The sequence below is a fragment of the Spiroplasma chrysopicola DF-1 genome (assembly GCF_000400935.1).
Lineage (GTDB): Bacteria > Bacillota_I > Bacilli_A > Mycoplasmatales > Mycoplasmataceae > Spiroplasma > Spiroplasma chrysopicola.
Window position 1 is genome coordinate 883652 of record NC_021280.1, and the last position, 25558, is coordinate 909209.

Genomic DNA, 25558 nt, shown 5'->3' on the forward strand with positions numbered 1-25558 from the left:
ATAAAATTTTGCTTTTCATATGCGAAATTTTGGTAAATTACAATTCCTCATAAAACATAAAAATATAACTATTTTCTCCTCTTACTAACATTTATGTTAAAATATACACTATGAAAGCAACATTAAAAAAATTTACAATCTGGTCTTTTATTGCTAACAGTTTATTTTTATTAATCCAAATATCTCTTGTTACGCTATTAGCCCTTTATAAAATAGACCTAAAATTAAATAATAGCGATATATCACAAATTATTTTTGGGATTTTAGTCGTTATTATTATTTTGTTATTTCTTAGCCATTATTTTTTAATTAAATTCCCCGCTCAAAAGGTTATTAAAAACCAAAAACTAGCCCCCTGACAAGAGGATTTAGGATTTAATATGATTACACAAGATCCAACATTAGAAAATGAATTTTCTGGTTATTTAATTTATTTAAAGAAAAAAGGCTATATTTTAATTGTTACAACGAGTTTAAATTTGGCTTTTACCTTAATTACTGCCGTTATCTTTGCAGTTTTAAAATAAAAAAAATATTAAGAGCTATTCTTAATATTTTTTTATTCCGCTTTTTTAGCTTTTGCCGCTAATTCTTTTGCTGCTTCTTTACGTGCTAATGCTTTTGCCGCTTTTTTTTCGGCTATTAACTTACGACGTTTTTTCATTGCCATTGCCATTAAATAATCACATCCCTTACTTCTCTAAAATATTTATGCCAAGATTTTTTTAAGCTCATCTTTAGTCATAAATCCAGTATGACGTTTGATTTCTTTTCCAGCTTTAAAAACAATTAATGTTGGAATTGACATAATTCCATATTCTTGGGCAATATTCCCTAATCGATCAACATCTACTTTTGCAAAAGTTACATTTGTCATTTCTTCTGCTAATTCATGCACAATTGGGGCAATCATTTTACAAGGGCCACATCAATCTGCATAAAAATCTATTAATGTCATATTATCCTTTGTAATCATTGAATCAAAATTTTCTTTATCGGTAATTGAATTTACTGCCATATCTAACTTTCCTCCGCTTTCTATATCTTTATTATAACTTATTTTTCTAAAATTACTTCTTTAATATATTTTGCGGGGCCATTTTTTTGATTTGATTGAATTGTTTCATGGGCTAATTTTTTAAGTTCATCAATTGCATTATCAACAGCAATTCCAACCCCTGCTTGGCGAATTAATTCTAAATCATTATATGAATCACCAAAAGAGTATGTATTATTAATTTCCACCCCAAGATGATGCGATAAAAATCGTAGTGCACTTCCTTTTGAAATTCCTTTACATGACAGTTCAAAAACCCGATTATTATATTGTGTAATATCTAACTGTGGTAAAATTTTTTGCAAAGTCTCAATTAATTCTTGTGCTTCTTGATCAGTTAATGAACTAGGAGCAATCACACTTGCGTGGGTAATATCTTCAGTAATTTCTTTCACATCTTTAACAATATAATAGTTTGTTTTCATTATCTTTGATCAATAATAAGAATTTTCCCCATGTTCATAGACATATGTTGAATTATTACTAAAAAAATGAACCTTATATTTATTATAGGTAAAATTAAAAATTTTCTCTAATTCGCTATTTGAAAAAACCATCATTCAAATAAAACTATTTGTTTTAAATGAAAAAGCAATTGCCCCATTATTTGCTAAGACAAAACCATTATATTTATGGGCCTTTAATTTCTTTGCTTGGCGGATAGCATCACTTGCTAAACGACCAGTTGTCACAACAAAATGAATACCTTCTTTTTGAGTTTTGCTAACAATCTTTTTTGTTTCCTTACTAAAGCGATGATTATCCAGCAATAATGTTCCATCTAAATCTGAAAAAATTGCTTTACTCATTTTTTTCCTAAACTCCCTTCCTATCAATAACTATCCTATCCGCTTAATTATAGTTGATTATTAGTAAAAAAGCAAAATAAACAAAAAAATCTAAAGAACTTCTTTCTTTAGATTTTATGAATTATTATTCTTCAAAATTTTTAATTTCTTTATCCAAATTATCTGGTTCAAACATTGCATAATAAACTGCCGCCATAATTCCAACTGGAATAAAAATAATAACTAAACTAATTACTGATAATAAGGCAATAATAATTCCTAAATTAGCTGTTTTTTGTAGTTTTCAAGCACGGGTTGTTGTCATTAAAGTAATTGGTACTCATCATAATAACCCTATTCCAAAAGTAAAAATTGTTCCCAAAACACAAGCAGCAATTAATCAACTTTTTCCTTTAGATAAATAACCTAGCTCTTGTTTTTGATAGTTAATAATTGGCTTGTTTGTTACAAGGTCTATTACCATTATTGGTTTTGTTTTTTTACCAGCTGTAATCAAAATTCCAGCAGCGAGTAAAAAAGGTCATGTAATTGAAATAACAATAATTTGTGTTATAACAACATTTTTCATAAATTTTAAATAAGTAAAATCATTATTATCACCAACTGATACATTATCAGAAAATAATACTAATAAAGTAACGAACGTTGAATAACCAATTGATGATATTATTAAATAAAAAATCCCTAAAAATAATTTATCTTTAATGGTTTTAAATGTTATGCATGTTCAAACTAATGGCAATAGTATTATAAAAGTAAAGACATAAGTTAACGAATCTATAGCAGTTGATTTTTGAAGATTTGAAGATAACAAGGTAAAACTAAGAATAACTTCACATAATATTAAAATAGTTAATACTGTTAATCCTAAAATTAGTCCTGTTTTTAAAACAGGACTAATTTTTTTAAATGTATATTTTCTTTTATTTTTAAATTCTTTTTATTTTAAATAATTTAGCTATAATAAAAAGGTAAAGATTTTCCATTTTTTTAATAAATAATTAGTTTTATTTTTGAAACTACATCTTATGAATTAATTAAAAATAAATTAATATTATGATGTTCTATAATTAGATTATAAACTTATTATTTTAATAATAAAAAAGGCTCCAAAAAAACTATTAAGGAATTAAAGTTAAAGCTCCATAAAGATTAGCTTTATTATTTTTTTGACACGCTTGAAGAACAAAAGTTTGCGAAATTCCTAACGATTTAGTTAGTTTTTCAATTTCTTTTGATAATAATCTCAGAAAAAACGTATTTTCTGAGATTCCCCCTCCAATTAAAATAGTGTCAGGATCAATTACTAATGCAAAATTAATAATCCCTTTTGCCAGGGTAGAAACCATTGCATCAATACTTGTACGAGCATTTTCGTCTTTGTCATATAAGGCAAATAGTTCTCGGCCCGTTTTTTTAATTCCTGTTTTTTCATAATAGCGTATGATTGCCGAATAGGTGGAACTACAACTGGAAATATTTTTATAAATAGTCCCCTTTTGTTCTTCTAGTCCGCAACCAAATTCACCAGCCATAAAATGGCTGCCATGGTAAATTTGCCGATTTATGATAACAGCTCCCCCCAGGCCTGTTCCAATGACAAACATCAAGGCATTGGTAATATTTTGATTTATTGTTAACTCATATCGTGCGGCACAATTAGCATCATTTTCAATGTAAACATTTACTTTATCTTTAAAAATATCTTTTCAATTAACTAAATGATAATTTTTAATGGCTCCTAGTCCAGAAATTTCACCCGTAAGCGGGTTAATAACTCCTAATGAAGAAAAGGCAATATTTTCAATTTGATAACTAATTTGTAATTTTTGATATACTTTATTAACAATCGTAATAATTTGATCATTATCAATCAATGATTGGTATTCAACTTGCCCTTCACAAATAACTGTTGTTTTATCAGAGGTAAATAATAAATACTTTGTACTTAATCCCCCAATATCAAAAACTAAGTTCATCTATTTAATCTCTATTTCACTAATTAGTTTATAAACAGCTTCTTTTGATTTTGCTGATAGTAAGTTTTGACAAAACTCTTGGTCAACTAATTTTCGAGCGACTGAAGATAAAATTTTAATATGTTCACTTCCTGAATTAGTTTCTGGAATTGCTAAAGCAATTGCTAATTTAACTTTTGAATCATCAATTGATTTTCATTCAATTCCATCTTTAAATAAGAACACAAATAACCCCGGTCGGCTAATTTCTTTAATTCGCGCATGGGGAATGGCGATACCATCATTAAAACCTGTTGTTCCTTCTTTTTCACGTTTTACTAATCCTTTAAAACATTTTTTTAAATTGTTACTAACGTCATTTTCGACAAAAGCGTTAGCAATAAATGTAAAGGCTTCTTTTTGAGTTTTACAATCTACATCAAAATAGATATGGTTTAAATTAAATAATTCTTGTTGCATTGTTTCTCTCCTCTTTTAAAATAATTTCATATGTTTGAATTTGATATTTTTTTAGTGAATCATTTTTAATATTAGTTTCGTTTTCTTTTTCTAATAAATTAACCTTATTAATTTGTTGAATATTTGCTGGTAAATTCTCAAAAGAAAACTTAATTTCATTACAACTAGCATTAAAACCTCGGACAATTATTGTGTTATTTCTTTCGGATTTTTTAACGGCCTTAATAACAAAATTTGGATTTTCAAATAATTTTAAATCAGTTTTTGTTGTTAAATCAAGTTCTTCTAAATTAGCTAATAAAAACCGATCAGCATGTTTATATACTGAATTATAGGTTTGTTGTTGGTAAAATACAACTGGCGTATTTGCCTGTTCAGCTTTATTTCAAAGATTATTATCTGCTGATACAAATCATTGTAAATTAAAGGTTAAAGTCGTTAATAACTGTGCATCTGGGGTATTAACTGAAATTTCGTTAACCCCAGATGCTCGCCCTGGCCGATTAATCAAATTATTTCGACCTAAGAAGGGAACTGAACGGAATAAGGTAATTCATAGTGTTGAATAATGATCATCATTAATTACTTCATATTCATTATTACCCCGTGTCAAATATCCCACTTTGATTATATCATCTGTTAAATAAACAAATGATTCATTTGTTTCAATTGCTACAGGTTTTTCTTTTCATTGTTCTTTTTCTCAATTTTTTAAATCTTCTGTTAAAATAACTGGTCTTTCAATTGTTCCGTAAGCTTGATTAGCATAAGAATTATTTGTCATAAATGGCGCTGTCGCATTAATTCTTCAACGAATTTCGCGGGCGACATTTTTTGTTGTTATTTCTAATTCAATAAAATCAGTATTATTAATAGCAAATTTCAATTCAAACTGTTGTTTTATCATTTTTCCTTGTTCATGACTAGGGATTAAATATGTATTATTTAAAACAAGTTGATAATAATCTTGGTATTGTCGAAAGTCATATTTTGTTTTGAAAAGTTGACTAACTGGTCCTGGTTGTTGATGAGATGGAGAATAATCATAAGAATCACCCATATCATAATCTGCTTCTAATAAAAATTGCTTTTTATAAAGCCTGCATGTTTTCAAATCATAAATATCTAAACTTCCATCTGGATTAATTGTAAATTCTCAATGTTTTGTTTTAAGTTTTGCTATGTTAACCAAACGATTATTATAATTTGCTGTCTTTGTAACTTTAAATTTACTGATTGTAAATAACGGCAAATCAAGATCTAGTAATAAAACTTTATTTTGATAAAATCCTTCTCTTTGAACATGTTTCTCACCATTATTTGTTGCCACAACATCATAACCACCATCACAGTAATTTTGTTCTAATAAGACAAAATTAACAGCTTCTTCAGTCGCAAGATGAATTGCAAATTTTTTAAGTTTGGTAAATAAAGTAACCTCATAATTTTGTTTATTTTGGTTTTGGGTAATTCTAGGATTAAAAATTAAAAACTCTTCATTTTTTAACTGGTGATAATAACTATAGGTTTTTAATAATTTTGTTGTTGAACTAGCAATTAAATCATTTGTCCGATCAAGGCGATTAGCGATATCACGGTTAGTTTCATCACTATTGCATCCCCCTAATGAGTCATGCGCTTGTGATGTTGTCAATAATTTTAAAATCTCACGAATTAATTCAGCAGGATAAGTTCCTCCCATCATATGGTAATAAGTCGCTAATGGTTCAAAAGCATTATATAAACTATATTCAACTGCCTTGGTTTTAATTTTTAGATCCACGCGTTGTGAACCAATCGTTTTATGAACTCTAGCAAAAGCTGAGGATTTTAGTTCCCCGCTAACTGTTGCTAAATTAGTAAATTGATTATCAGCAAAATATTCATCATAATCTGCTAATTTTCATGCATGTTCTTGGTCCAAGTCATTTAGTTTATCAATGAATTCAGCTAATAATTTTGAAATAGGGGCTTGGTCACCCCCAAATGGTAATAAGATATTATTTGTTACTTTTATTTTTGCTTTTAGTGTATTTAAAATATCACTAAAACTTGTTAAAAATAACTGTGCTTCTGTTACAAGATTTTCGCTTGTTAGTCTTTGATATGGAAAATGGCTTCCCATTACTCAATAACCAAAATAGAAATTGTAAGCGAGGATTTTTGTCCCATCAAGCCCTTCCCATCAGTGGATTGTTCCCTGTTCTAGATCAGCTGGACGGGCTCCTCGTCAATAAATAAATTGATTTAAACCAAACTGGCGATAAATTTGGGGCATTTGTGAAGTATGCCCAAATGAATCTGGCACATAAGCTGTTGCTAAATATTGACCATGATATTTTTCAACTAAAGTAATTCCAAGTAATAAATTCCGAACAATTGATTCAGATGTTAAATTAAAGAAATCTGGTTGTGTGTATCACGGTCCAACAATTAATTTTTTGGATGCTAACGCCTTAAATAAAATAGCGTTATTATCATCTTTAAAATATGTTAGATAATCTTCAATGATTGATGTTTGTCCATCATATGTAAAACTAAAACAATTCGGATTCTGATGATATAACTTTAAATATTCTAATAAATTAGCTGATAAAAAAACATCCGAATCTTGTTTTGTAAAATATCATTCTTTATCTCAATGGGTATGTGGTACAACGGTAATTGTTCATTTTTTCATTTTGCAATATCCTATTCTTAATCTTTTTTTATTTTAACACCAACAACTGACGGATCTTTTTTATTTTTTTTACGACGGAATAAATTAGTAAATGAAATTCATCCTCTTTGAATTGAATAACCTCAGTCTACAAAGTAATTTTTAATTCCTGTTCCAATTCAAATTCAATATTCTTTTGTACTTTGAATTCGATTTTGCCAAGTTCTTTTGAATCAATGATTCATTTTTTCCCCAGCTAATTTTGGTTTTGTAAATAATAATTTTAAATTATTTTTAGCATTTTTACGAGCTATTTTACGTGATAATTTTTCTTCTTTCAATAATTCAGCTTCTTCACCTTTGATTTTTGGTTTTAATAACCCCGCAATAACAGCTGTTGTTACTACTCCGGCTAAAATAGCTAAAATTCATGCCATTGGTCAAAATGGAGCTGAATTCTGTTGAATATATCCTAAAAAAGTTCCTAACGGTGATCCTAATCCGGCTGCAAATTTAACATCTCATAATGTTACTAGAATCGCAGCAACAACTGAACCGACAATATTAGCCGGAATAATACGAATTGGATCAGCAGCAGCAAATGGAATTGCTCCTTCTGTAATTCCAACCATTCCTGTTCCAAAAGCCGCTTTCCCCATAATTCTTTGATTTTTTGGGTAACGATTTTTAAAGATAATAGTTGATAATCACATTCCTAGTGGTGGTACCGAAATTGCGGCTTGGGTTGCTGTTCCGGGAATAAAGTTTGCATCTCAGAATGTTTTCCCTTCCGCCATTGCTTGCGCTAATGTTTGGTAAAATATAACTGTTCCAAAAACTAAAGCGGTTTTATTTAATGGCCCTCCTAAATCGAAGGCAATCATTATTGCAACAACAATCGCAATAATAATTCCTGTTGAGGCAAATTTTTCTTGTAAAGCACTTAAACCATCAAACATTCCTAATACTAAACCTGCAATTGGTGCTCCAATAACAAATTTAACAAAAGTTGCCATAATAAATGTTGCTAAAATTGGAATAATCATCAATGGAACAATTGGTTGTAAAACTTTTGGTCAACGAATAATTTTTAATAATTGAACTAAGTATCCACTTAAAAGTCCAACGACAATTGCGCCAATGAAACCAGCTCCTGGTTCAATTGGAGAATTAGTTGTTCCAACTGTTACATCAATTCCTAACATTTTATTATCATTAATAATTCATCCAGCAATCATTGCTGGAGCTAATCCTGGCTTATCCGCAATTGAATAAGCAGTAAACCCAGCAAATAATGGGATCATTAGTTTAAATCCTAAAGCTCCAACATCCATCATAAATTGGGGTAGTTTTCTTGTTCCCAATACTCAATTTTGGCCATAATCACCATAATTATCTACATATTCGGTTTGAAAAGCACATAGATTGGCAATCGCCATTAGAATCCCGGCCGCAATTGTCATCGGAATCATTCATGAAATCCCTGTCATCAAATGCGATAGCATTCCTCTTTTTTTTGTTGTTCCAAAAGTAACAGCCCCCACTTTTGTTCCTTTTTTTCCGTGAATAGTGCCTTGTTCTAAAGCTGTTTCAATTAACTGGGCTGGATTTTTGATGGCAAAATTAACTCCTGTTTTAAAAAGTTTTTTATCATTAAAACGGGATAAATCAATTTTGACATCAGCAGCAATAATAACAAGATCCGCTTGGGCAATTTGTTCAGGGGTTAAGACATTTTCGGCCCCAATTGTTCCTTGCGTTTCAACAATAATTTCAAAACCCTTCTCACTGGCTGCTTTTTTTAAACTATCAGCGGCCATATAAGTATGGGCAACTCCCGCCGCACAAGCGGTAATTGCCACAATTTTTATTTTATCTGTTGTCATTTTTTTGTCTCCTTTCTACTAACTACTAAAATCAAAATCAAGGTAAAACTTAATTGGATCATAACCAAATTTGGCTATTGGAGAAAATGATACTAAAAATCGTACAGTATATATTTGTGATGATTCTTTTTCATACGGTTTAACTATTGTAATAATATTATTTTTATCATCCAAATTAAACATTTTTCCATTCGACCAAAGTTTTTGAATATTTAAATATGAATAGTTTTCACCCTGACCAGAGTCAGCGTTCTGGTTATCATTTTTAAAGCGAACAATGTTATTATCACCATTTGTTCATTTAAAATCTTCCATTGTATTACTATCATCTTGGTAATCAAATATCCATTTTTCTTGGGTTTCTGGCCCTACTTGTGCTGCTTTTAAATTTGCTATCCTTGTTGTAAAATAGTAATTTTGAAATAAGCTAGCATCAATATTTTTGTTTTGATAAAAACTGTCTTCTTCTCCTGTTATGTTTTTTTGTTCTTTAACATTTGTTGTAATATAATTGCTAGCAAGATTAGTAATGGCATCGGAAGCAGTTCGCGCATGCGCAATTGAATCTTGCTGAGTTGGGTCTTGTAAATCACTAACTACTGGTTTTGGCATTGGAAGAGCCGCAATTGTTCCAGGATTAGTGATTTCTCCGACTGAGGATGTTTGATATCCCGCTTGCTCTTGCAAACGATTCATTATTTGATAAATTGTTTCAACATTTAAAGGGGGTGTTCCTCATGAACACGCAATTAAAGTTGTTGCAGTTGTATTAAGTAAAGTAACCATTGGCAAGACTAAAAGTAATTTTCGCATAATGTTGCCTCCTTTCATATTTACATTTTAACTTATTAGAATAATTTAAAAAAGAAAAATAAAAAAAATGGAATCTTATTCCATTTTTTTTATTTTTCAATCCTTTTATTATCATGCCAACTATTCATTTCTTGTAAAAAGCTATCTTTCTCATCAATTAGTTTTTTGTTTTTAATATAAAAAAGGTTTTTTAGATAATCAGTAAAAAAGAGAAAACTTCATAATGGTGAAAAAATTAAATTATCCTCTAAATCATTAATCCGACGAATTTGATTATCTATAAAAATTGATAAATTGGTATATTTATTCAACTCTGAATTTAAATTACTTGTTATTAACACAACTTGGCCGGGGATTTGTTCTCTTCTAAATAATTTTAATAATTGTAAATGAAAATCATTTAGCCCTCGCATTGAAAAAATTATTAAAACATCATTTTTTGTCATCGATAATACTGTTTTAGTAATATTTTTTCCCCGTTCCAAAATTTGAGTGACCAACCCAAAATGGGTTAACATCCCACATAAATCTGTTAACGCAATTAAACTATGACCCGCCCCAAAAGCATAAATTATTTTTGCTTGCGATAAAATAGTAATTAATTGGTCAAATTTTGCTTGTTGATCTTGAAACATCACAACATTAATATTATTCGAAACTTGATAATTGTCTTGAATTAATGTTAAAACTTGTGAATTACAACTATTTTTATCATTTTTTTTGGTAATTAAACTAACACCATGTAAAATTCCTAATTTAAAAATATATTCTTTTAAGCCCGAAACATTTAATTTTTTAAAAAAACCATAAATAAAACTCATACCAACACCATATTTTTGGCTTAAAGTCTGAAGATTTGAATTAATTAAAAAATCATAGTTATTTATTGTAAAATAATAAAAATCTAATTCCCGGCCTGCTAACATGCTTAAATCTAAAAAAACATCATTATTTGAAACCATTTTTTACCTCCAAAGCATTACTATTAAAATTGGTGGAAAATTAATAAAAATTAATTTTAAATTGATAAAAATGCTTTAAAAGCTCAATTGTTGATAACTATTATAACTATTCCATCGATAAATGTAGCAATTACTAATTAATATTTTAATCTTATTAATAATATCATTTAATTCTTGGAAATTTAATACATCTTTTGATATTATTCAACAATAAAAAACACTTATCAAATAATAAGTGTTGAAGGTTAATTTTAAATTTGGTCCGGGTTAAGGGACTTGAACCCCCACGAGTTACCCCGCCAGATCCTAAGTCTGGTGCGTCTGCCAATTCCGCCAAACCCGGAGAATCTTTTTTTATAAAATGGTCTCCTGTGCAGGACTTGAACCTACGACCTACTGGTTAAAAGCCAGCAGCTCTACCGACTGAGCTAACAGGAGATAGTATTTTTTTGGTAATTTTTAATCATTAATTTTAATGGTGCTGGCTAGAAGACTTGAACTCCCAACCTACTGATTACAAGTCAGTTGCTCTACCAATTGAGCTAAGCCAGCACTTAAAATAAAAAATGGTCGGGTGTAACGGACTTGAACCGCTGACCACCTGCTTGTAAGGCAGACGCTCTCCCAACTGAGCTAACACCCGAAAATGGTGACCTGTACGGGGTTTGAACCCGTGAATGCATGCGTGAAAGGCATGTGTGTTAACCGCTTCACCAACAGGCCGGATAAAATTTTTGTCAAAAAAAATAATGGCGCCTAGTGTAGGGCTCGAACCTACGACCTGCCGGTTAACAGCCGGATGCTCTGCCAACTGAGCTAACTAGGCATTATTGTGATTTTTAACCTTTTTTATTATATACTAAAAAAGTAAATACTAGCAACTATTTTTGTAAATTTTTAGTTTTTTTTCAAAAAATAAAACAATTTTAAAGGAAAATAAAAAGCAAGATCAATATCTTACTTTTTATAAGCCAACTATTTAATAATTTTATCAATTAATTCAGCATCATCAAATTCCTCAATAAATGTTTCTTTAATCATAACATTATATTTCTTTAAAATATTATCTTGTAAAATCGTTCATTTCAATTTTGTTTTTTTATCAGGATTATCATAACGAAATTCCCGAATAACTTCCCGACGTAACTTGCGGTAAAGTTTACGGTTAACATCAATTAATTCAATTTTAATATAACGTTCAAGGGTAACAACAATTAACCCAATTAATGGTCCTGCAAAAAAGGCCATTAAAATTGTTGCATAACTAACTCAACTATAGAGATGACTTAACCGTTCAGAAATTGGATATTGACCAAGAAATAAAATTCCTAATCCAACCACTAATAAGACCATATCAACAATTACCCGACAAGCGGCATAAGGAACTTTTGTAATCAATGCTAGTTCCCCAGAAAGACCATTATATGGACCCTCTAGCATTTTTGTTGAAACTATAATCGCTAAACCTAAACAAAACAATAAATAACTAGCTCATAAAATTCAACTTCTAATTCATTCATTTCACTGGGCCTGAGAGCCAGTAATGTGGGAAGGATCTAACGGTTTAATTGTCTCTGCTGGATTAATAATTAAAACATTTAATTGCACAGCAGCAGGTCATAAAAAGACCGGTACTAAATCTAATATCATTTTAAAAATTTCATCATAAATTAACGTTAAAGTTAATCGCTTTTTACGGTGAAATTGAATTAATTTAATTACTTTAAATAGAACAACAAATAATCAGAAACCAAGATATACAACAACTAGCATTATTGCATAATATTCTTCAACATTATCCCCACCCTTTGTCCAAATATCAGCAATTAAAGCAAAGACTATTAAATCTTCATTAACAACTCCTAAATTTAAGTCCATATATAAAGAAACGCTTAATCCAAAAATATAAACCCCAACTAAATAAAAGAAAATTCGAAAAGACATTGATCGTCAATGTGCTTTAAAAAAGATTCTCTTTTCATTAACATATAGGCGAAATGCTTTTGATGATTGACCAAAGTCTTTTAAATTTAAGTATTTTCGCTTTTTGTTACGTTTTTCTCGTGCTATCTTTTCTTTTTTTATTTTTATTTTGCGTTCATTAATTCTCATCTTTTTTCTCCATTATAAGTTTATCATAATTGCCATTTTGCTTCCTCCCTAATCATGTAAGTTTTCTAAAATTATTTACACAAAATAAAAAGAGCTATGAAAAACTCTTATTTTCTGATTTCCTACTGGACAAAGGCAAAGGCAATGAAATATCCAATAAAGAATAAATCTAATACATAGATTGGAATCCCAACTCCTTTTCCTTTGTTACAAATTAAACTCACAATAGCATAAAAGATAAAGCCCACAGCAATTCCGTTTGTAATTGAGAAAGTTACAATCATAATAATAATCGTAAAAAAGGCTGAAATAGCAAATTCTGGTTTAAGCCATTCAATATCCTTAATTTGCATAATCATTAATGAACCGACGAAAATAGTTGCGGCCCCAACAATTGCTGGAGTAATTAATTTAAAAACTGGAAATAAAGCAATTGCCACTAAAAACATTAGGGCCGTAATAATTGAAGAAAAACCTGTTCTTGCTCCTTGTGAAACTCCTGTTGTTGATTCAACAAAAGTTGTTACTGGTGAACATCCAAGAACCCCACCAATTAATGTTCCTGTTGAATCTGCTAATAAAGCCCGCGAATTTAGTTGATATTTATTACCTGTTTGTTCAGAAATTTGTTCAGAAATTGAATATAATGTTCCTGTTGCATCAAAAAAACAAACAAACAAGAAGACAAAAATCGAAATATACATAATTGGTGATGTTCAAATTTCACGATTAGTAAATTCCGCAAATGTTGATTTTATATTACCAGTAAAACCACTAAAATCATCATAACTTCAGCCAGTTCAATGCGAAAAATTTTGTTTAATAAAGTCACTTGTTCCTAAATTACCAACCAAAATTGAGACAGCTAAACCTGCAAAGATTGCGATAGCAATCGCTCCAGGGACTTTTTTAAAGTGTAAAATTAGAATTAAAATTAAAACCCCAAGTCCTAATAAAATAATTGGCCAGTTAGTTTTTAAATCTCCTAAGGCGGCAATTGGTAATCCTCCATTAACAATGCTCCCCCCTGGTGTTACTGCTGTATCGCCAACTAAACCAATATTATGCAGCCCTAAATAAGCGATAAAAAAGCCAATCCCTGCACCAATCGCTAATTTTAGTGATTTTGGAATTGAATTAATAATAATAATTCGGACTTTTGTTGCCGAAATAATGCAAAATAATATTGAAGAAATCATCACGGAAATTAAAGCTCCTTGATAACCAACCCCATTATTTGCTACATTAAAAGTAAAAATGGCATTTAATCCCATTCCAGGAGCTAAACCGACTGGCATATTTGCCGATAACCCCATAATCAGAGTAGAAAGAAAAGCGGCAATCGCTGTGGCAATAAAGATTCCCCCAAACGCCATATTATGACTAGGATCACCAGGAAAGTTAATATCATTAGCCACTGATAACATACTTGGTTGCACTGATAAAATATAAATCATTGCTAAAAAAGTTGTTAATCCCCCAATAATTTCTTTTTTAAAAGTAGTTTTTAATTCATCAAATTTAAAAAACTTTTTAACTTGCTTTGTAATAAACATTTAATTACTTCTCCTGTCTAGTTAAGAGTAAAAATAAAAAACATTAACCCAATTAATAAAGTTAATGCTCAAAGCATTAACCTATAGAGTCTTATTTAATGGTAAGACGTAGAGACACTAGACCATATTTCTAGCATATACAGGTTAAGATATTATTTACTTCTACTCTTTTAATATACCTAATTAAAACGAAAAAAACAATTCCTAAAAATCAATTTATTAAATTAATTTCACTTATGTTAACAAAATAACATTTTCTGATAATGGAATGAAAGCCTTAAAAGTTGATAACACTTTAATCTTTTTAACAACAACTGATGGTAAAAAATCATTAGCTAAATCCAAAATTTCTTTGCGATATTTTTCAACAATATTTGTTCATACAAACCATAATACTGCCAAGAAAAAAATTCCAATAATTGAAATAATTTGAATTGCTAATTCAAAGTTAATTGTTGTTGTATTATTTGCTCCAATCACTAATCCTGTTGTTATTGCAAATAATCCAATTACTAGTCAAATGAAATATGAAGTAACTTTTAATCAAAAATAAGACTTAGTATCTTTTGTTTTAATTTGAAAGATATAATAAAAATGAAATAGCATATCATAAACTTTACTTAAACTGTCATCATTAAGATCACGATAACGAATTTTAATCGCATTAGCATCTTGTTCATAATTTTGTCCTTTGATAATTCCTTTGCGATGAACAATTCGAATATCTTTAAAACTATTGTCATTTAATATTTGTTGTAATAAAGGTTGGGTTTTGATTCCTGTTTTAATTCTGTTAAAAATAATTGTAACAATTGTCATGATTATTCATCCCAGACAATATAACCCAAATAATGTCAGAAAAACAAAAAAAATTAAACCTGTTAGTTGTTCTAAACCAAACATGATAACTTCCTTTCTGGTGTTATTTTAATACTATCTTTATTATAACAACTTTCTCAAAAAGTTGAATAATTTAGCACTTTATAACTGATAATTTATAAAAAAAGTCAGTAATAGCTTGCGATGTAAAATAATATAATAAAAATAATTTGTACAACTCACTTTTTGGGTGATTACAATTTAAAATTATCTGTTTAACTTCCACTCAAAACTTTTTTTCTAACGATAAAAAATCATAAATTTTTTTAGCTTTAATAATTTTTTGAAAAATAGTCGTAACTTTACTTAAATTAAGACTATCAAACTGTGTTAATTCCAAAATTAATCCGACATTAATCTCTTCAATTGTTTGAACATAGCAATCATTAATTTGCTCAAGATCAATTAAATAACTGTCTAGCTTTTCAAATAACAGTTTAACCCCATTACTATATGATAATAAAATGCCAATTTGAATCATAATATCTTCTGAGAGAATTAAGTGCTCTTGCTCTAAAATTTCAAATAAAGATTCGAGAACAAATTTACTGCACTCTAAAACAGAGTAAAAACTATCAAAATCAACTTCTAATCATTTTAAAATTAAATTACTTTGTGGTTGTTGTTGATAATAAAAATTAGCAAACTTTTTGCTTTGTTCTTTTAAAACTAAAATCCCTTGTAAATTAACATCTTGAATTGTTGTAATATTATTGCCCCCTTAAACTAGTCTTATCTTAGCAAGATGATTTTAAAAAAAGAGAAAATAATACTTAATTAACATCAATAAAAAATAAAAACATACCTGTTTAGGTATGTTTTTATTTTTTTCACATTAAGCCATTTTTGCTAATCTTGTTGCAATTGATGGTTTATCTTGCGCTCATAGAATAATAATAAAGATTGTTCCAATAACTGTGGCCATTAATATTCATTGTAACAGTGAAGTTAATCCAAAAATTAATTTTCCTTTCTGGTCACTTGGACATTCTGTTCCTAGCAGCATACATCCAATTGGTGTAATATTAAAGAACCACAAAATAAAATTTAATCAACATAAAATCATATTTAATAAAGATGCTAATAGTCTTTTAACTAACATAATACGTCCTTCTTTCTTATGATTAATATGATTTCATTATATCACAATTATGTCAGAAATAAATTTGCTTTCCTAACCCCATTTAATTTAAAACCCGCGTTAATGGGTAACGTTTACTCATAAATTTCTTATTAATTAAAAAGGCAATAATAAACATTAATCATAAACCAAGGAAACTAATTAAATAATCAACTCAAATAATATCGTTTGAAACATAAGCAATCATATTCCAAATTATTTGGAAACGGACCATATTGATTCCCCAAATCCCAATTGGAATTGCTATAACTCAACTAATTAAGATGATTGGTAAGTAAATCATAAACAAACGGTTAAAGACTCATCAATCAGAATATCCTAAGGCTTTAAAGGTATTTAAGACTTTTAAGTTATCTTTAATAATGATATTTGTAATAATAAAGATTTGGAAAATACATGCTAAAATAGTGGCAATTAAAATTAATATATAAATAATGAATAATAAGGCTTGTAAATTCAAAGTACTACTCATAGTTTTGTCTAAATTCATCGCCCCTTGATAAACAATTGCTCCATCATAGCTGGGGTCTTTGCTAATTTCATAATTACCATTTTTTTCATAAATTCCTAAATAATTAAATAAACTATTTGTTTTACCTGTTGAATATAATGTTCGTAAATCTTTCTGGGTTAAGTGAGAATTAATATATCAGTTAACTAAAACATTATTTTTGGGTCCATTTCAAAAGTTATCAACAACAATATAAAAACTAGCCCCTTCAGCTTCAAAACTTTGATTAATAATATCACCAATATTAAAATTACTAATAAAATTTATTCCCTTATTAATAATAATTGGATAAACTTTAACTGGATAATTATTTTGATCTCAATTTGGATCGGATTCATGAAATCATTTTTTGGAATGAATCAACTCTTTCATCGCTGCAACGTTACGAATCGCAGTATTAACTTTTGGACTAAACATACCTTTTTTGGCATATTCTAATAAACTATTACTTCCCTCATCAAAACTATCAATCCCATTAAAAAATCACTCCATTGATAAATCTGTTGATAAATTTGGTTTAAATAAAATATTATCATCGCGATAATTATAAAATTCAAGCGAAGAGGCATGTAAATATTTTAAGTTATACGGTTGGGAAAAGTTATTATAAAAATTTTTAATTGCTAAATCATCTGCCGAATTACGATTGGCTTTTTGATAAGAATCTAAAAAACCATATAAATCACCAATATTTAGTGCCTCATAACCATTAATACTATAATTGTTTACAAATAATTCTTGATATTCTGGCCCATAAATAATTGGTTCATAACCAATCGTAATAATACCATTTTCTTGACTAACTTGGTCAATAATATATCCATAAATACTATTATCAATTAGATTAGTAATTTCTTCATAATATTTCGTATTCTGACAATTTTTAGCATATCAATCATATGTTTTTGCATAAAATCATAAATATTTTAAACTCGTTATCTTTGAAGGCTCACCCAAGGTTGGACCACAAACTGTTTGTTGAGGGGTAATAACTTTTTCTAACACTAGTTCTTTTGTAAAAACTTCCTCATTGGGATTTAAAATTTTTTTCCCGGCAACATTAGGGTCTTTAATTTCATCAAAATTTTCATAAACTAAAAAATCATATGGAGGCGACTTGGTTTCATAAGAATTATCATAATTATAAGCATAGTGTCAATTTAAATTATTTTTTAAATTATAGCTCACTTGCCCAAAATTAAGAATAGTTGTAAAGGCTGAAAACAACATTGCCCCCGAAATACTTGTCGCAATAATCGTTAATAATAATTTTCATTTTGCGGTTGTTGCAAATTTTAAGGTTATTTTTTTCTGAAAACTTAATTTGGTGAAAAAATGAGCTCAAAAAGTATTTTTTGGGATTTTAGGTTTTTTGATATTAGTCATCATTAATTTTAAAGCGGGAACACGAATGCTTATTAGAATAAAAATTGTTGCATATAAACAAATTGCTAAAATTGGAAAAACAATAATTGTTAGAATTGTTCAATGGGTAGGAACTGACAAATAAGCTGTAAATTCTAAAAAGTTTTTATATGTAATATTTAAAATAAAGGAGAATATTCAGCTTGATAATAACGATAAGGAAGTAATAATCAACGCCAAAAAGAAAAAACATGTTACTAAATTAGTTGTTATTGTTATTGTTGAATAACCCTGGGCTTTTAAATTACCAATGATGGTACGATTCGTTGCCAATAGTTTATTAATAATCATACTAATCATAATAAAACAAGAAACAACTAATAAAATCGAAATTGCACTAATTAACGATCACGTCATTGTCTCTTTTGCTTTAATAAAATTTGCAATTTCATCTAACGGACTTCAAGGTTTTTCTCAATTATTAAATTTTGCGTTATTAAATAAATTAGCAAGATCATATCAACTATTTTGGTCTTTTAAAAAACCAGGGTTTAATTCATCTTGGAGTGAATAAACTGCCCCATAAAAATTATAACTATCATTTGTAATAAACTTGTCATTTTCACTACTCATTGAACTTTTGATTCGATTATAATCATCCTCGCGTAACCAGGCATAAGCATTTTGATTAAAAGGTTTGGCAAAATAATTAGAATTAAGATAAGCATTTGTTGCAAAACCTACAATTTCAAAATCATAATTATAAATATTAATAAGACTTCCAATCCGATAACCATGACTAGCAGCATATGTTGGATTGATAATAACTGGTAAAATATCATCTGTAGATTGATAATTAATAAATTGATCATAACTTCCACTAATCATAATTGGGTTTGTTCAAAAATCTTCATTTACACTTTGCAAATAAAAATATTGGGTGCGGAAAATATCATAAATATCCATTGTTTGAGAAATTAAGGCTTTCTGTGATACTGAACCAAATATAATACTTGTTAATAATTTAATTTCTAATTGATTAATCCGTGCTTGATTATTTCCAAATTTGTAATATTTACTTTGATAATAAGCATCATTTTGTAATTGAGCATTATCCGGGGAACTCACAAATGGAATTAAACCACTAGGGTCAATTAAATAACTACGTAATTCTGCAAATTCTTTTGCTGATAAGAAATACGAATTATTGGCTAAAAATAACGGATCAAATTTTAAAGTAACTTCGCCATTATCTTCTAATTGGTCTTTAAAATATTGGTTTTGGCTTTTTGAACCAATTCAATTATTAGTATTATCTAAATGCGAATCAAATGTTACTTGATAATATTTTGTCCCCTCAACTGGAGTAAGTTTAAAATTAGCAGTATGGGCTTTTTTGCTGTTAAGAGTGCCATCATTATTAATATAATTAATATTAGTTAAACTATAAGACAAGTTAGTATCACTATTAACAATTTCTAAGGGATGAGTAATTTCAAAACTAGTATTTGTGGCAAAAAGATCTTTTCCCATAATTTTTAACTGTGTACTTGTTAAATCATGAGAAAGCTGCATTCCACAAAATAATGTTATTACTGCGCCAAGCATTAAAAATAATCCTAAAACTTGAAGACTATTTTTTAAAAAACTTTTTCAGAAATTTTTTAACAAAACTAAACTAACCATCTTAACACCTGCAACCTAAATCTATTTTAATTATAGCAATAGAAAAATAAAAAACAGTTATAAAAACTGTTTTTTTTAATTTTTTGTTATTAAATTAGTTTTTGCTAGTTTTTGCAAAGCATCTTGCGCAGCAAATTGTTCAGCACTTTTATGGGTATAACCTTGTCCTTGCCCATAACGAACCTTATCAATTTCCGCAACAACAGTATAAATTGATCGATTACCTTCTAAAATCTCTTCCCCAATTAATTTATACTCTAAAACTCGGCTATCACCTGCTTGTAAAAATTCTTGTAACTCTGTTTTGTAATCGCGGATTTGTTCTAAAAAATCAGTGTCAGAAACCATCTTTAGTAATGTTTGCTCAATAAAATATCGCACTGCTTCTTCTCCTAAATCAAGATAAAGAGCAGCAATCATTGATTCATAAATATCGGCTAAAATCCGATCTTTTTCATATCCCTTAGTTTTGATTTCCCCTTTACCAATTAAAAGAAATTGTCCCAAATTAATATTACGTGTTAATTCTGCCAATGTTACTTCTCGAACCATTTTACTTCTTAAACTTGTAATTTCTCCTTCATTCATTTCAGGAAATTTTAAAAATAAATATAGTGATACCTCTTTTTGTAAAATAGCATCACCCAAAAATTCTAGGCGCTGATATGTATAATTAAGATTATTTTCATTCGCATATGAATTATGAGTTAAAGCTTTAAAATAAAATTGCTCATTTTTAATCTTAATTTGATACTGTTCAAAATACTTTTGTAAATTATTAAATAAGTGGGCAGGGTTTTGCAAATGAAATGTCATCTTTATACTCCTTTTTTAATTTCAGCTTCAATTTTTTTAACAAAATCATTGATTATAGCTTTTCTAGTCATTTCTAGTGTACTAATTCATGATTTAGCATCACTACTACCATGGGTTTTAACCGCTACTTTTTTTAGCCCCAACATTAATGCCGAGGCATTATTACGATAGTCAAATGTTTCACGAACACCACGAAAGGCTTTTCGTAAACTTAAGGCTTTTAATTTTCGAAAAATATTTTTTGTTAATTCTTGCTTTAAAACAGCCATTAAATTTTTAGCCATCCCCTCTAATGTTTTTAAGGCAACATTACCTGTAAAGCCATCGGTAACAATAATATCGACAATATTACTTGTAATATCACGAGGCTCAATATTACCATAAAAATTAATATTATTATTTACCTGTAACATTTTATAGGCTTCTTTATGATAGTCTTTTCCTTTTGATTCTTCATGACCAATATTTAATAGTCCAACGGTTGGACTATTTAAATTCATAATTACTTTTGCATAAACAGTTGCCATTAATGCAAAATTAACTAAATCACGTGCATTATTCTCTAAATTAGCTCCAACATCTAACATCATAACACTTTTACCTTTTTTAATTGTTGGAATAAAAGGCATAAAAGCTGGACGATTAATTCCTTCTAATTCCCCAATAATAAAATGACAAGCCGATAAATAAGCTGCTGTTGAACCTCCTGATACAAAAGCTTCTACCTTATCATTTGCTAATAACTCCGCACTACGAACCATTGAACTATCTGGTTTACGACGGACTTCCATCATTCCTTCTGTCATTGCAATTACTTCACTAGTATGAAAAATTTCATACCGACTTGGATTAATTTTTTTATTATGGAGCCCTTCTTTAATCACTGCTTTATCCCCAACTAAGACAAAGAAAACATCTGAATATTTTTTAACAAAAACTTTTAAAGCATCAACAATTGGGGGGATTCCCAAATCTGTTCCCATCATATCAATTGCAATTTTGTGCATAATTCTCGCTCCTACTCTATTAATACATTTATTATACTAATTATAGCAAAATATCGGTTTGAAAAGATGAAATTAAAAAAATAAAAAACAAACTAACTATTTGCTTTTTATTACTTCTAATAATTTAAGTTTGATTTTTCCTTTACTATCAAGTTCAATTACTTTAACTTTAACTTGGTCATTGACATTAACAATATCTTCGGTTTTTTCAACGCGATGATCAGCTAGTTTGGAAATATGAATTAACCCATCTAGATTTTCTTTTAAATTAACAAATGCCCCAAATTTTTCAATTTTAACAACTGTTCCAATTAATTCTTGATTTATTTCAACAGGGAAAACTATATCTTTAATTAATTGATAAGCCCTATTTATTGCCTCATAGTCTTTATGATAAATTGTCACTTGACCATCATCTTCAATATCAATTTTAACATTATTTGATTTTTCAATAATGCTGGTAATGGTTTTTCCCCCTGTCCCAATTACATCCCGAATCTTTTCAACTGGAATCATAAATGTTTTCATTTTTGGAGCTGTTGGGGCTAATTCTATTCGCGGTGCCGGAATTGTTGCTAAGATGTTTGCTAATAATGTTGTGCGAGCTTTTTTTGCCGCTAATAAAGCTTCTCATAAAATTTCTTGTGTAATTCCACTGATCTTAATATCCATTTGTAAAGCACAAATTCCATCTTTTGTACCAGCAACTTTAAAGTCCATATCTCCTAAGTGATCTTCCATTCCTTGAATATCTGTTAAAATAGTGTAATTTTCATCATTTTTAACAAGACCCATAGCTATTCCAACAACTGGGGTTTTAATTGGGACCCCTGCTGCCATTAATGCTAATGTTGAAGCACAAATTGCGGCTTGCGAAGTTGATCCATTTGATTCTAATACTTCTGAAACAATTCGAATTGTATAAGGGAACTCTTTTTCGCTTGGTAGGATTTGTAATAACGCCTTTTCGCCAAGAGCCCCATGACCAATTTCACGACGTGATGGTGCTCCCATTCGCCCAGTTTCTCCAACTGAAAAAGGCGGAAAATTATAATGATGCATAAAACGTTTACCTTCTTCATCAGTAATGCCATCAATAATTTGGTTTTCCCCTAATGCCCCTAAAGTAACAATAGATAGAACTTGTGTCTCTCCTCTTGTAAATAAAGCACTACCATGCACAATTGGTAATAAATCAATTTCACTATCTAACGGTCGAATTTCATCTAGCTGACGATTATCTAAGCGTAATTTTTGAACAGTAATTTGATGACGAATTTCATCGCGAACAACATTTTTTAAACACGTTGATAATTCTAACAACATTCGGCGTTTTAATTTTTCATCCTTTTCTTCTGACCAAGGAAATTTGACAATTGCTTGTTTTTCAATTTCGCTAATTGTCTGATAGCGTTCAATTTTTTCACGAATTTGGGCAGCTTTAATTAATTGATCAGCATAATGTTGCTGCACAAAATTGCTGATTTCCTCTCGAATTGTAAATAATTCAACTACCATTTTAGATTCACCAACGGCGCTAATAATTTCAGATTGGAAAGCATTTAATTCTTTAATAAACTGATGACCCACCATTATTGCCTGCAAGACTTCTTCTTCGGATGATTGTTGGCAACCAGCTTCAACCATATTAATTTCATTTTCGGTTCCAGCAACAATCAATTCCATACGCCCATTATTTAATTGTTCTAATGTTGGCATCACAATGATTTGATTTTTTTCATCAATTGTTACTAAGGCGCTAGCTACGGGGCCATTGAAGGGAATTTTTGATATTCCTAAAGCTAATGAAGCCCCAAATAAACTGGCAATTCGAACATCATGATCATTATCAACAGCTAAGACATTAATGACAATTTGCACCTCATTACGGAAGTTTTCGGAAAATAATGGTCGTAATGCCCGATCAATTACTCGTGCTGATAAAATTCCATATTCGGAAGGTTTTCCTTCGCGTTTTAAAAACCCACCTGGGATTTTTCCAACTGAATATAACTTTTCTTGAAATACAACTGTTAAGGGGAAAAAATCTAATTCTGTTGGAGTTGGATTTGTTGTAGCAGTTGCCAAAATAACAGTTTTACCTAAACGAATTAAAATTGAACCACTTGCTTGTTTTGCTAACTGGCCATGTTCAACGGTAATTTCCTTATTATTAATTATTTTTTTAAATATTTGCTTTGCCATAGTATCGCCTTTCTTTATATTCTTGTTAATTTTATCATACATTATTTCTATTTGCCTCAGAGATGTTATGATATTATTATAATGGAAATTAGCAGAAAGAAGGTCTGTTATGATGAAAAATCATTCAATTTATCTTGATAATTCTACTTTTGAAAATCTAAAAGATAAAGCTTTACTCCTTGATGTTCGAACAGCAATTGAATTTAATTCCTTAAAAACCTTACCTAATAGTAAAAATGTTTATCTTTATGATTTAATAACTAATCCTGAAAATTTTATTGATGATAAAGATGAGTTAATTATCACTTTATGTAATGGAGGTAATCGCAGTAGTGATGCCGCTCATGAATTACGTCAGCACGGTTATCATAATGCTTTTGTTCTAGAACATGGCATTTATGGCTATTATCGTTGGCAAGATAGTTTAAAATAAAAAAAATTGTAGTAATATCTACAATTTTTTTATAAATTTTCATAAAAATTATTATTAACTTTAAAATCACTGGTTTCTTTTAAATCTTTTAGTTTTTCTTTTTCAGCACTTGATAAAGTCGTTGGAATGGCAATATCAATTGTGACAATTAAATCCCCACGTTTTGTTGCAGTTGGTGAACGGAAAAAACCATGATTTGGAATATTAAAAACTGACCCTGATTTTGTATTTGGTGGTAATTTTAAGCGCACATCCCCATCAAATGTTGGGACGGTAATTTCGCCACCCAGTAAAGCATCTAAGTAACTAACCGGTAGTTTTAATCCTAAAGTATTTTCATCAAGACGGCTAAAATAACTATTTGGTTTAATAATTAAATCAACAAAAATATCACCCCGTGGTCCACCATTATAACCATAGTTTCCTTTTTGACGGAAACGTAGATGGTTTCCAGCTACTGATTTTGGTAATTCCAAATCAATTTTTTCTTTTGCTAAACTACGACCTTTCCCTTTACAACTTTGACATTTATTAACAATTACTTTTCCTTTTCCTTTACAATCCGGACAAGGTTGTTGGGATTGAACAATTCCAAACAAACTGCGTTGTTCTATATTTACATAACCATATCCTTTACATGTTGTACATTGATGAATATCAGTTTTTGGGTTTTTAGCCCCCGTTCCCTCACAACTAGTACATGGTTTATCTAGTTCAACTTCTAATGTAATTGTTTTACCAAACATTAATTCTTTTAAAGAAACTGATACTTGGGCAGCTAAGTCTTGTCCTTTAATTGGTTGGCTATGACCTGCTCGTTGCTTTTTGCCACCCCCACCAAAAAAGTTTTCAAAAATGTCACCAAAACCACCAGAGAAAATATCTTCAAAACCACCAAAACCACCAAAGCCACCAAAACCTTGACCAAAGCCACCCATTCCTTCCATTCCACTGTGACCAAACTGATCATAGTTAGCGCGTTTTGAAGGATCAGATAAAACTTCGTAGGCTTCATTTACTTCTTTAAATTTTGCTTCGGCATCAGGGGCTTTTGAAACATCTGGGTGATATTTTTTTGCTAACTGGCGAAATGCTTTTTTAATTTCATCGTCAGTCGCTGTTTTACTAACTCCCAACACTTCATAATAGTCTTTTTTTGACATTTTGTTCACCATCCTATTTTCTACTCTCGAAAGAAAAGATAACTAAAATTTTAGTTATCT

General features: G+C 29.4%; 21 protein-coding genes, 6 tRNA genes and 1 riboswitch. Of the genes, 2 read left to right on the forward strand and 25 right to left on the reverse strand.

All coding sequences use genetic code 4. The features are described from left to right. The first annotated feature begins 110 nt into the window (after positions 1–110). A complete protein-coding gene (locus SCHRY_RS04125; RefSeq protein WP_016339205.1) occupies positions 111–527 on the forward strand; it encodes a hypothetical protein in 417 nt (138 codons plus the stop codon). A 182-nt stretch (positions 528–709) separates the two neighbouring features. Here SCHRY_RS04125 and trxA read toward each other — a convergent pair whose 3' ends face one another. The 24 genes from trxA to SCHRY_RS04245 form a co-directional block, all read right to left on the reverse strand. Next, positions 710–1018 (reverse strand): thioredoxin, encoded by a 309-nt coding sequence (trxA, locus tag SCHRY_RS04130; RefSeq protein WP_016339207.1) that lies wholly within the window; start codon positions 1016–1018, stop codon positions 710–712. Between the two features lie 38 nt (positions 1019–1056). Then, a complete protein-coding gene (locus tag SCHRY_RS04135; RefSeq protein WP_016339208.1) occupies positions 1057–1866 on the reverse strand; it encodes a Cof-type HAD-IIB family hydrolase in 810 nt (269 codons plus the stop codon). A gap of 124 nt (positions 1867–1990) precedes the next feature. Continuing rightward, positions 1991–2608: a hypothetical protein gene (locus tag SCHRY_RS04140; protein WP_144060288.1), complete on the reverse strand. Its 618-nt coding sequence runs from the start codon at positions 2606–2608 to the stop codon at positions 1991–1993. 379 nt (positions 2609–2987) lie between these two features. Further along, entirely contained in the window at positions 2988–3845 is an 858-nt protein-coding gene (locus tag SCHRY_RS04145) for an ROK family protein (RefSeq protein WP_016339210.1), read from the reverse strand. Then, complete coding sequence (locus SCHRY_RS04150) at positions 3846–4304, reverse strand: PTS sugar transporter subunit IIA (RefSeq protein ID WP_016339211.1); 459 nt, start codon at positions 4302–4304, stop codon at positions 3846–3848. Beyond that, positions 4285–6984, reverse strand: coding sequence for a glycoside hydrolase family 38 N-terminal domain-containing protein (locus SCHRY_RS04155; RefSeq protein WP_016339212.1), 2700 nt, complete (start codon positions 6982–6984; stop codon positions 4285–4287). Before SCHRY_RS04155 ends, SCHRY_RS04150 begins: the two co-directional genes overlap by 20 nt. A gap of 17 nt (positions 6985–7001) precedes the next feature. Then, a complete protein-coding gene (locus tag SCHRY_RS04160; RefSeq protein WP_016339213.1) occupies positions 7002–8849 on the reverse strand; it encodes a PTS fructose transporter subunit IIC in 1848 nt (615 codons plus the stop codon). Positions 8850–8867: 18 nt separating this feature from the next. After that, a complete protein-coding gene (locus tag SCHRY_RS04165) occupies positions 8868–9662 on the reverse strand; it encodes a hypothetical protein (RefSeq protein ID WP_016339214.1) in 795 nt (264 codons plus the stop codon). Between the two features lie 89 nt (positions 9663–9751). Then, positions 9752–10624 carry a MurR/RpiR family transcriptional regulator gene (locus tag SCHRY_RS04170; RefSeq protein ID WP_016339215.1) on the reverse strand — a complete coding sequence of 291 codons (873 nt, stop codon included), beginning with the start codon at positions 10622–10624 and terminating at the stop codon, positions 9752–9754. A gap of 258 nt (positions 10625–10882) precedes the next feature. Continuing rightward, positions 10883–10967 (reverse strand) — tRNA-Leu (locus SCHRY_RS04175). A 19-nt stretch (positions 10968–10986) separates the two neighbouring features. Then, positions 10987–11062, reverse strand: a tRNA-Lys gene (locus SCHRY_RS04180). A 38-nt stretch (positions 11063–11100) separates the two neighbouring features. Continuing rightward, positions 11101–11176, reverse strand: a tRNA-Thr gene (locus tag SCHRY_RS04185). A 15-nt stretch (positions 11177–11191) separates the two neighbouring features. Further along, positions 11192–11267 (reverse strand) — tRNA-Val (locus tag SCHRY_RS04190). A gap of 4 nt (positions 11268–11271) precedes the next feature. Then, positions 11272–11347: transfer RNA gene (locus SCHRY_RS04195), tRNA-Glu, on the reverse strand. A 27-nt stretch (positions 11348–11374) separates the two neighbouring features. Next, positions 11375–11450: transfer RNA gene (locus SCHRY_RS04200), tRNA-Asn, on the reverse strand. Between the two features lie 149 nt (positions 11451–11599). After that, positions 11600–12736 (reverse strand): SPE_1075/MLC_0560 family membrane protein, encoded by a 1137-nt coding sequence (locus SCHRY_RS04205; RefSeq protein ID WP_016339216.1) that lies wholly within the window; start codon positions 12734–12736, stop codon positions 11600–11602. 122 nt (positions 12737–12858) lie between these two features. Continuing rightward, positions 12859–14292 carry an NCS2 family permease gene (locus SCHRY_RS04210; RefSeq protein WP_016339217.1) on the reverse strand — a complete coding sequence of 478 codons (1434 nt, stop codon included), beginning with the start codon at positions 14290–14292 and terminating at the stop codon, positions 12859–12861. A 64-nt stretch (positions 14293–14356) separates the two neighbouring features. Next, a riboswitch (purine riboswitch) is annotated at positions 14357–14455 on the reverse strand. 71 nt (positions 14456–14526) lie between these two features. Next, positions 14527–15195, reverse strand: a complete 669-nt coding sequence (locus tag SCHRY_RS04215) for a hypothetical protein (protein ID WP_016339218.1) — start codon at positions 15193–15195, stop codon at positions 14527–14529. A gap of 70 nt (positions 15196–15265) precedes the next feature. Then, positions 15266–15652: a hypothetical protein gene (locus SCHRY_RS04220; protein ID WP_016339219.1), complete on the reverse strand. Its 387-nt coding sequence runs from the start codon at positions 15650–15652 to the stop codon at positions 15266–15268. Between the two features lie 354 nt (positions 15653–16006). Further along, positions 16007–16273: a hypothetical protein gene (locus SCHRY_RS04225; RefSeq protein WP_016339220.1), complete on the reverse strand. Its 267-nt coding sequence runs from the start codon at positions 16271–16273 to the stop codon at positions 16007–16009. Positions 16274–16355: 82 nt separating this feature from the next. Further along, positions 16356–19874, reverse strand: coding sequence for an ABC transporter permease (locus SCHRY_RS04230; protein ID WP_016339221.1), 3519 nt, complete (start codon positions 19872–19874; stop codon positions 16356–16358). Positions 19875–19949: 75 nt separating this feature from the next. Further along, positions 19950–20690, reverse strand: coding sequence for a ribonuclease III (gene rnc, locus SCHRY_RS04235; RefSeq protein WP_016339222.1), 741 nt, complete (start codon positions 20688–20690; stop codon positions 19950–19952). A gap of 2 nt (positions 20691–20692) precedes the next feature. Beyond that, entirely contained in the window at positions 20693–21697 is a 1005-nt protein-coding gene (plsX, locus tag SCHRY_RS04240; protein ID WP_016339223.1) for a phosphate acyltransferase PlsX, read from the reverse strand. 96 nt (positions 21698–21793) lie between these two features. Beyond that, positions 21794–23902, reverse strand: coding sequence for a polyribonucleotide nucleotidyltransferase (locus SCHRY_RS04245; RefSeq protein ID WP_041611901.1), 2109 nt, complete (start codon positions 23900–23902; stop codon positions 21794–21796). A 109-nt stretch (positions 23903–24011) separates the two neighbouring features. Here SCHRY_RS04245 and SCHRY_RS04250 point away from each other — a divergent pair, with 109 nt between their 5' ends. Then, a complete protein-coding gene (locus tag SCHRY_RS04250; protein ID WP_144060289.1) occupies positions 24012–24335 on the forward strand; it encodes a rhodanese-like domain-containing protein in 324 nt (107 codons plus the stop codon). Positions 24336–24364: 29 nt separating this feature from the next. Here SCHRY_RS04250 and dnaJ read toward each other — a convergent pair whose 3' ends face one another. Further along, positions 24365–25498, reverse strand: a complete 1134-nt coding sequence (gene dnaJ / locus SCHRY_RS04255) for a molecular chaperone DnaJ (protein WP_016339226.1) — start codon at positions 25496–25498, stop codon at positions 24365–24367. Between the last annotated feature and the right edge of the window lie 60 nt (positions 25499–25558).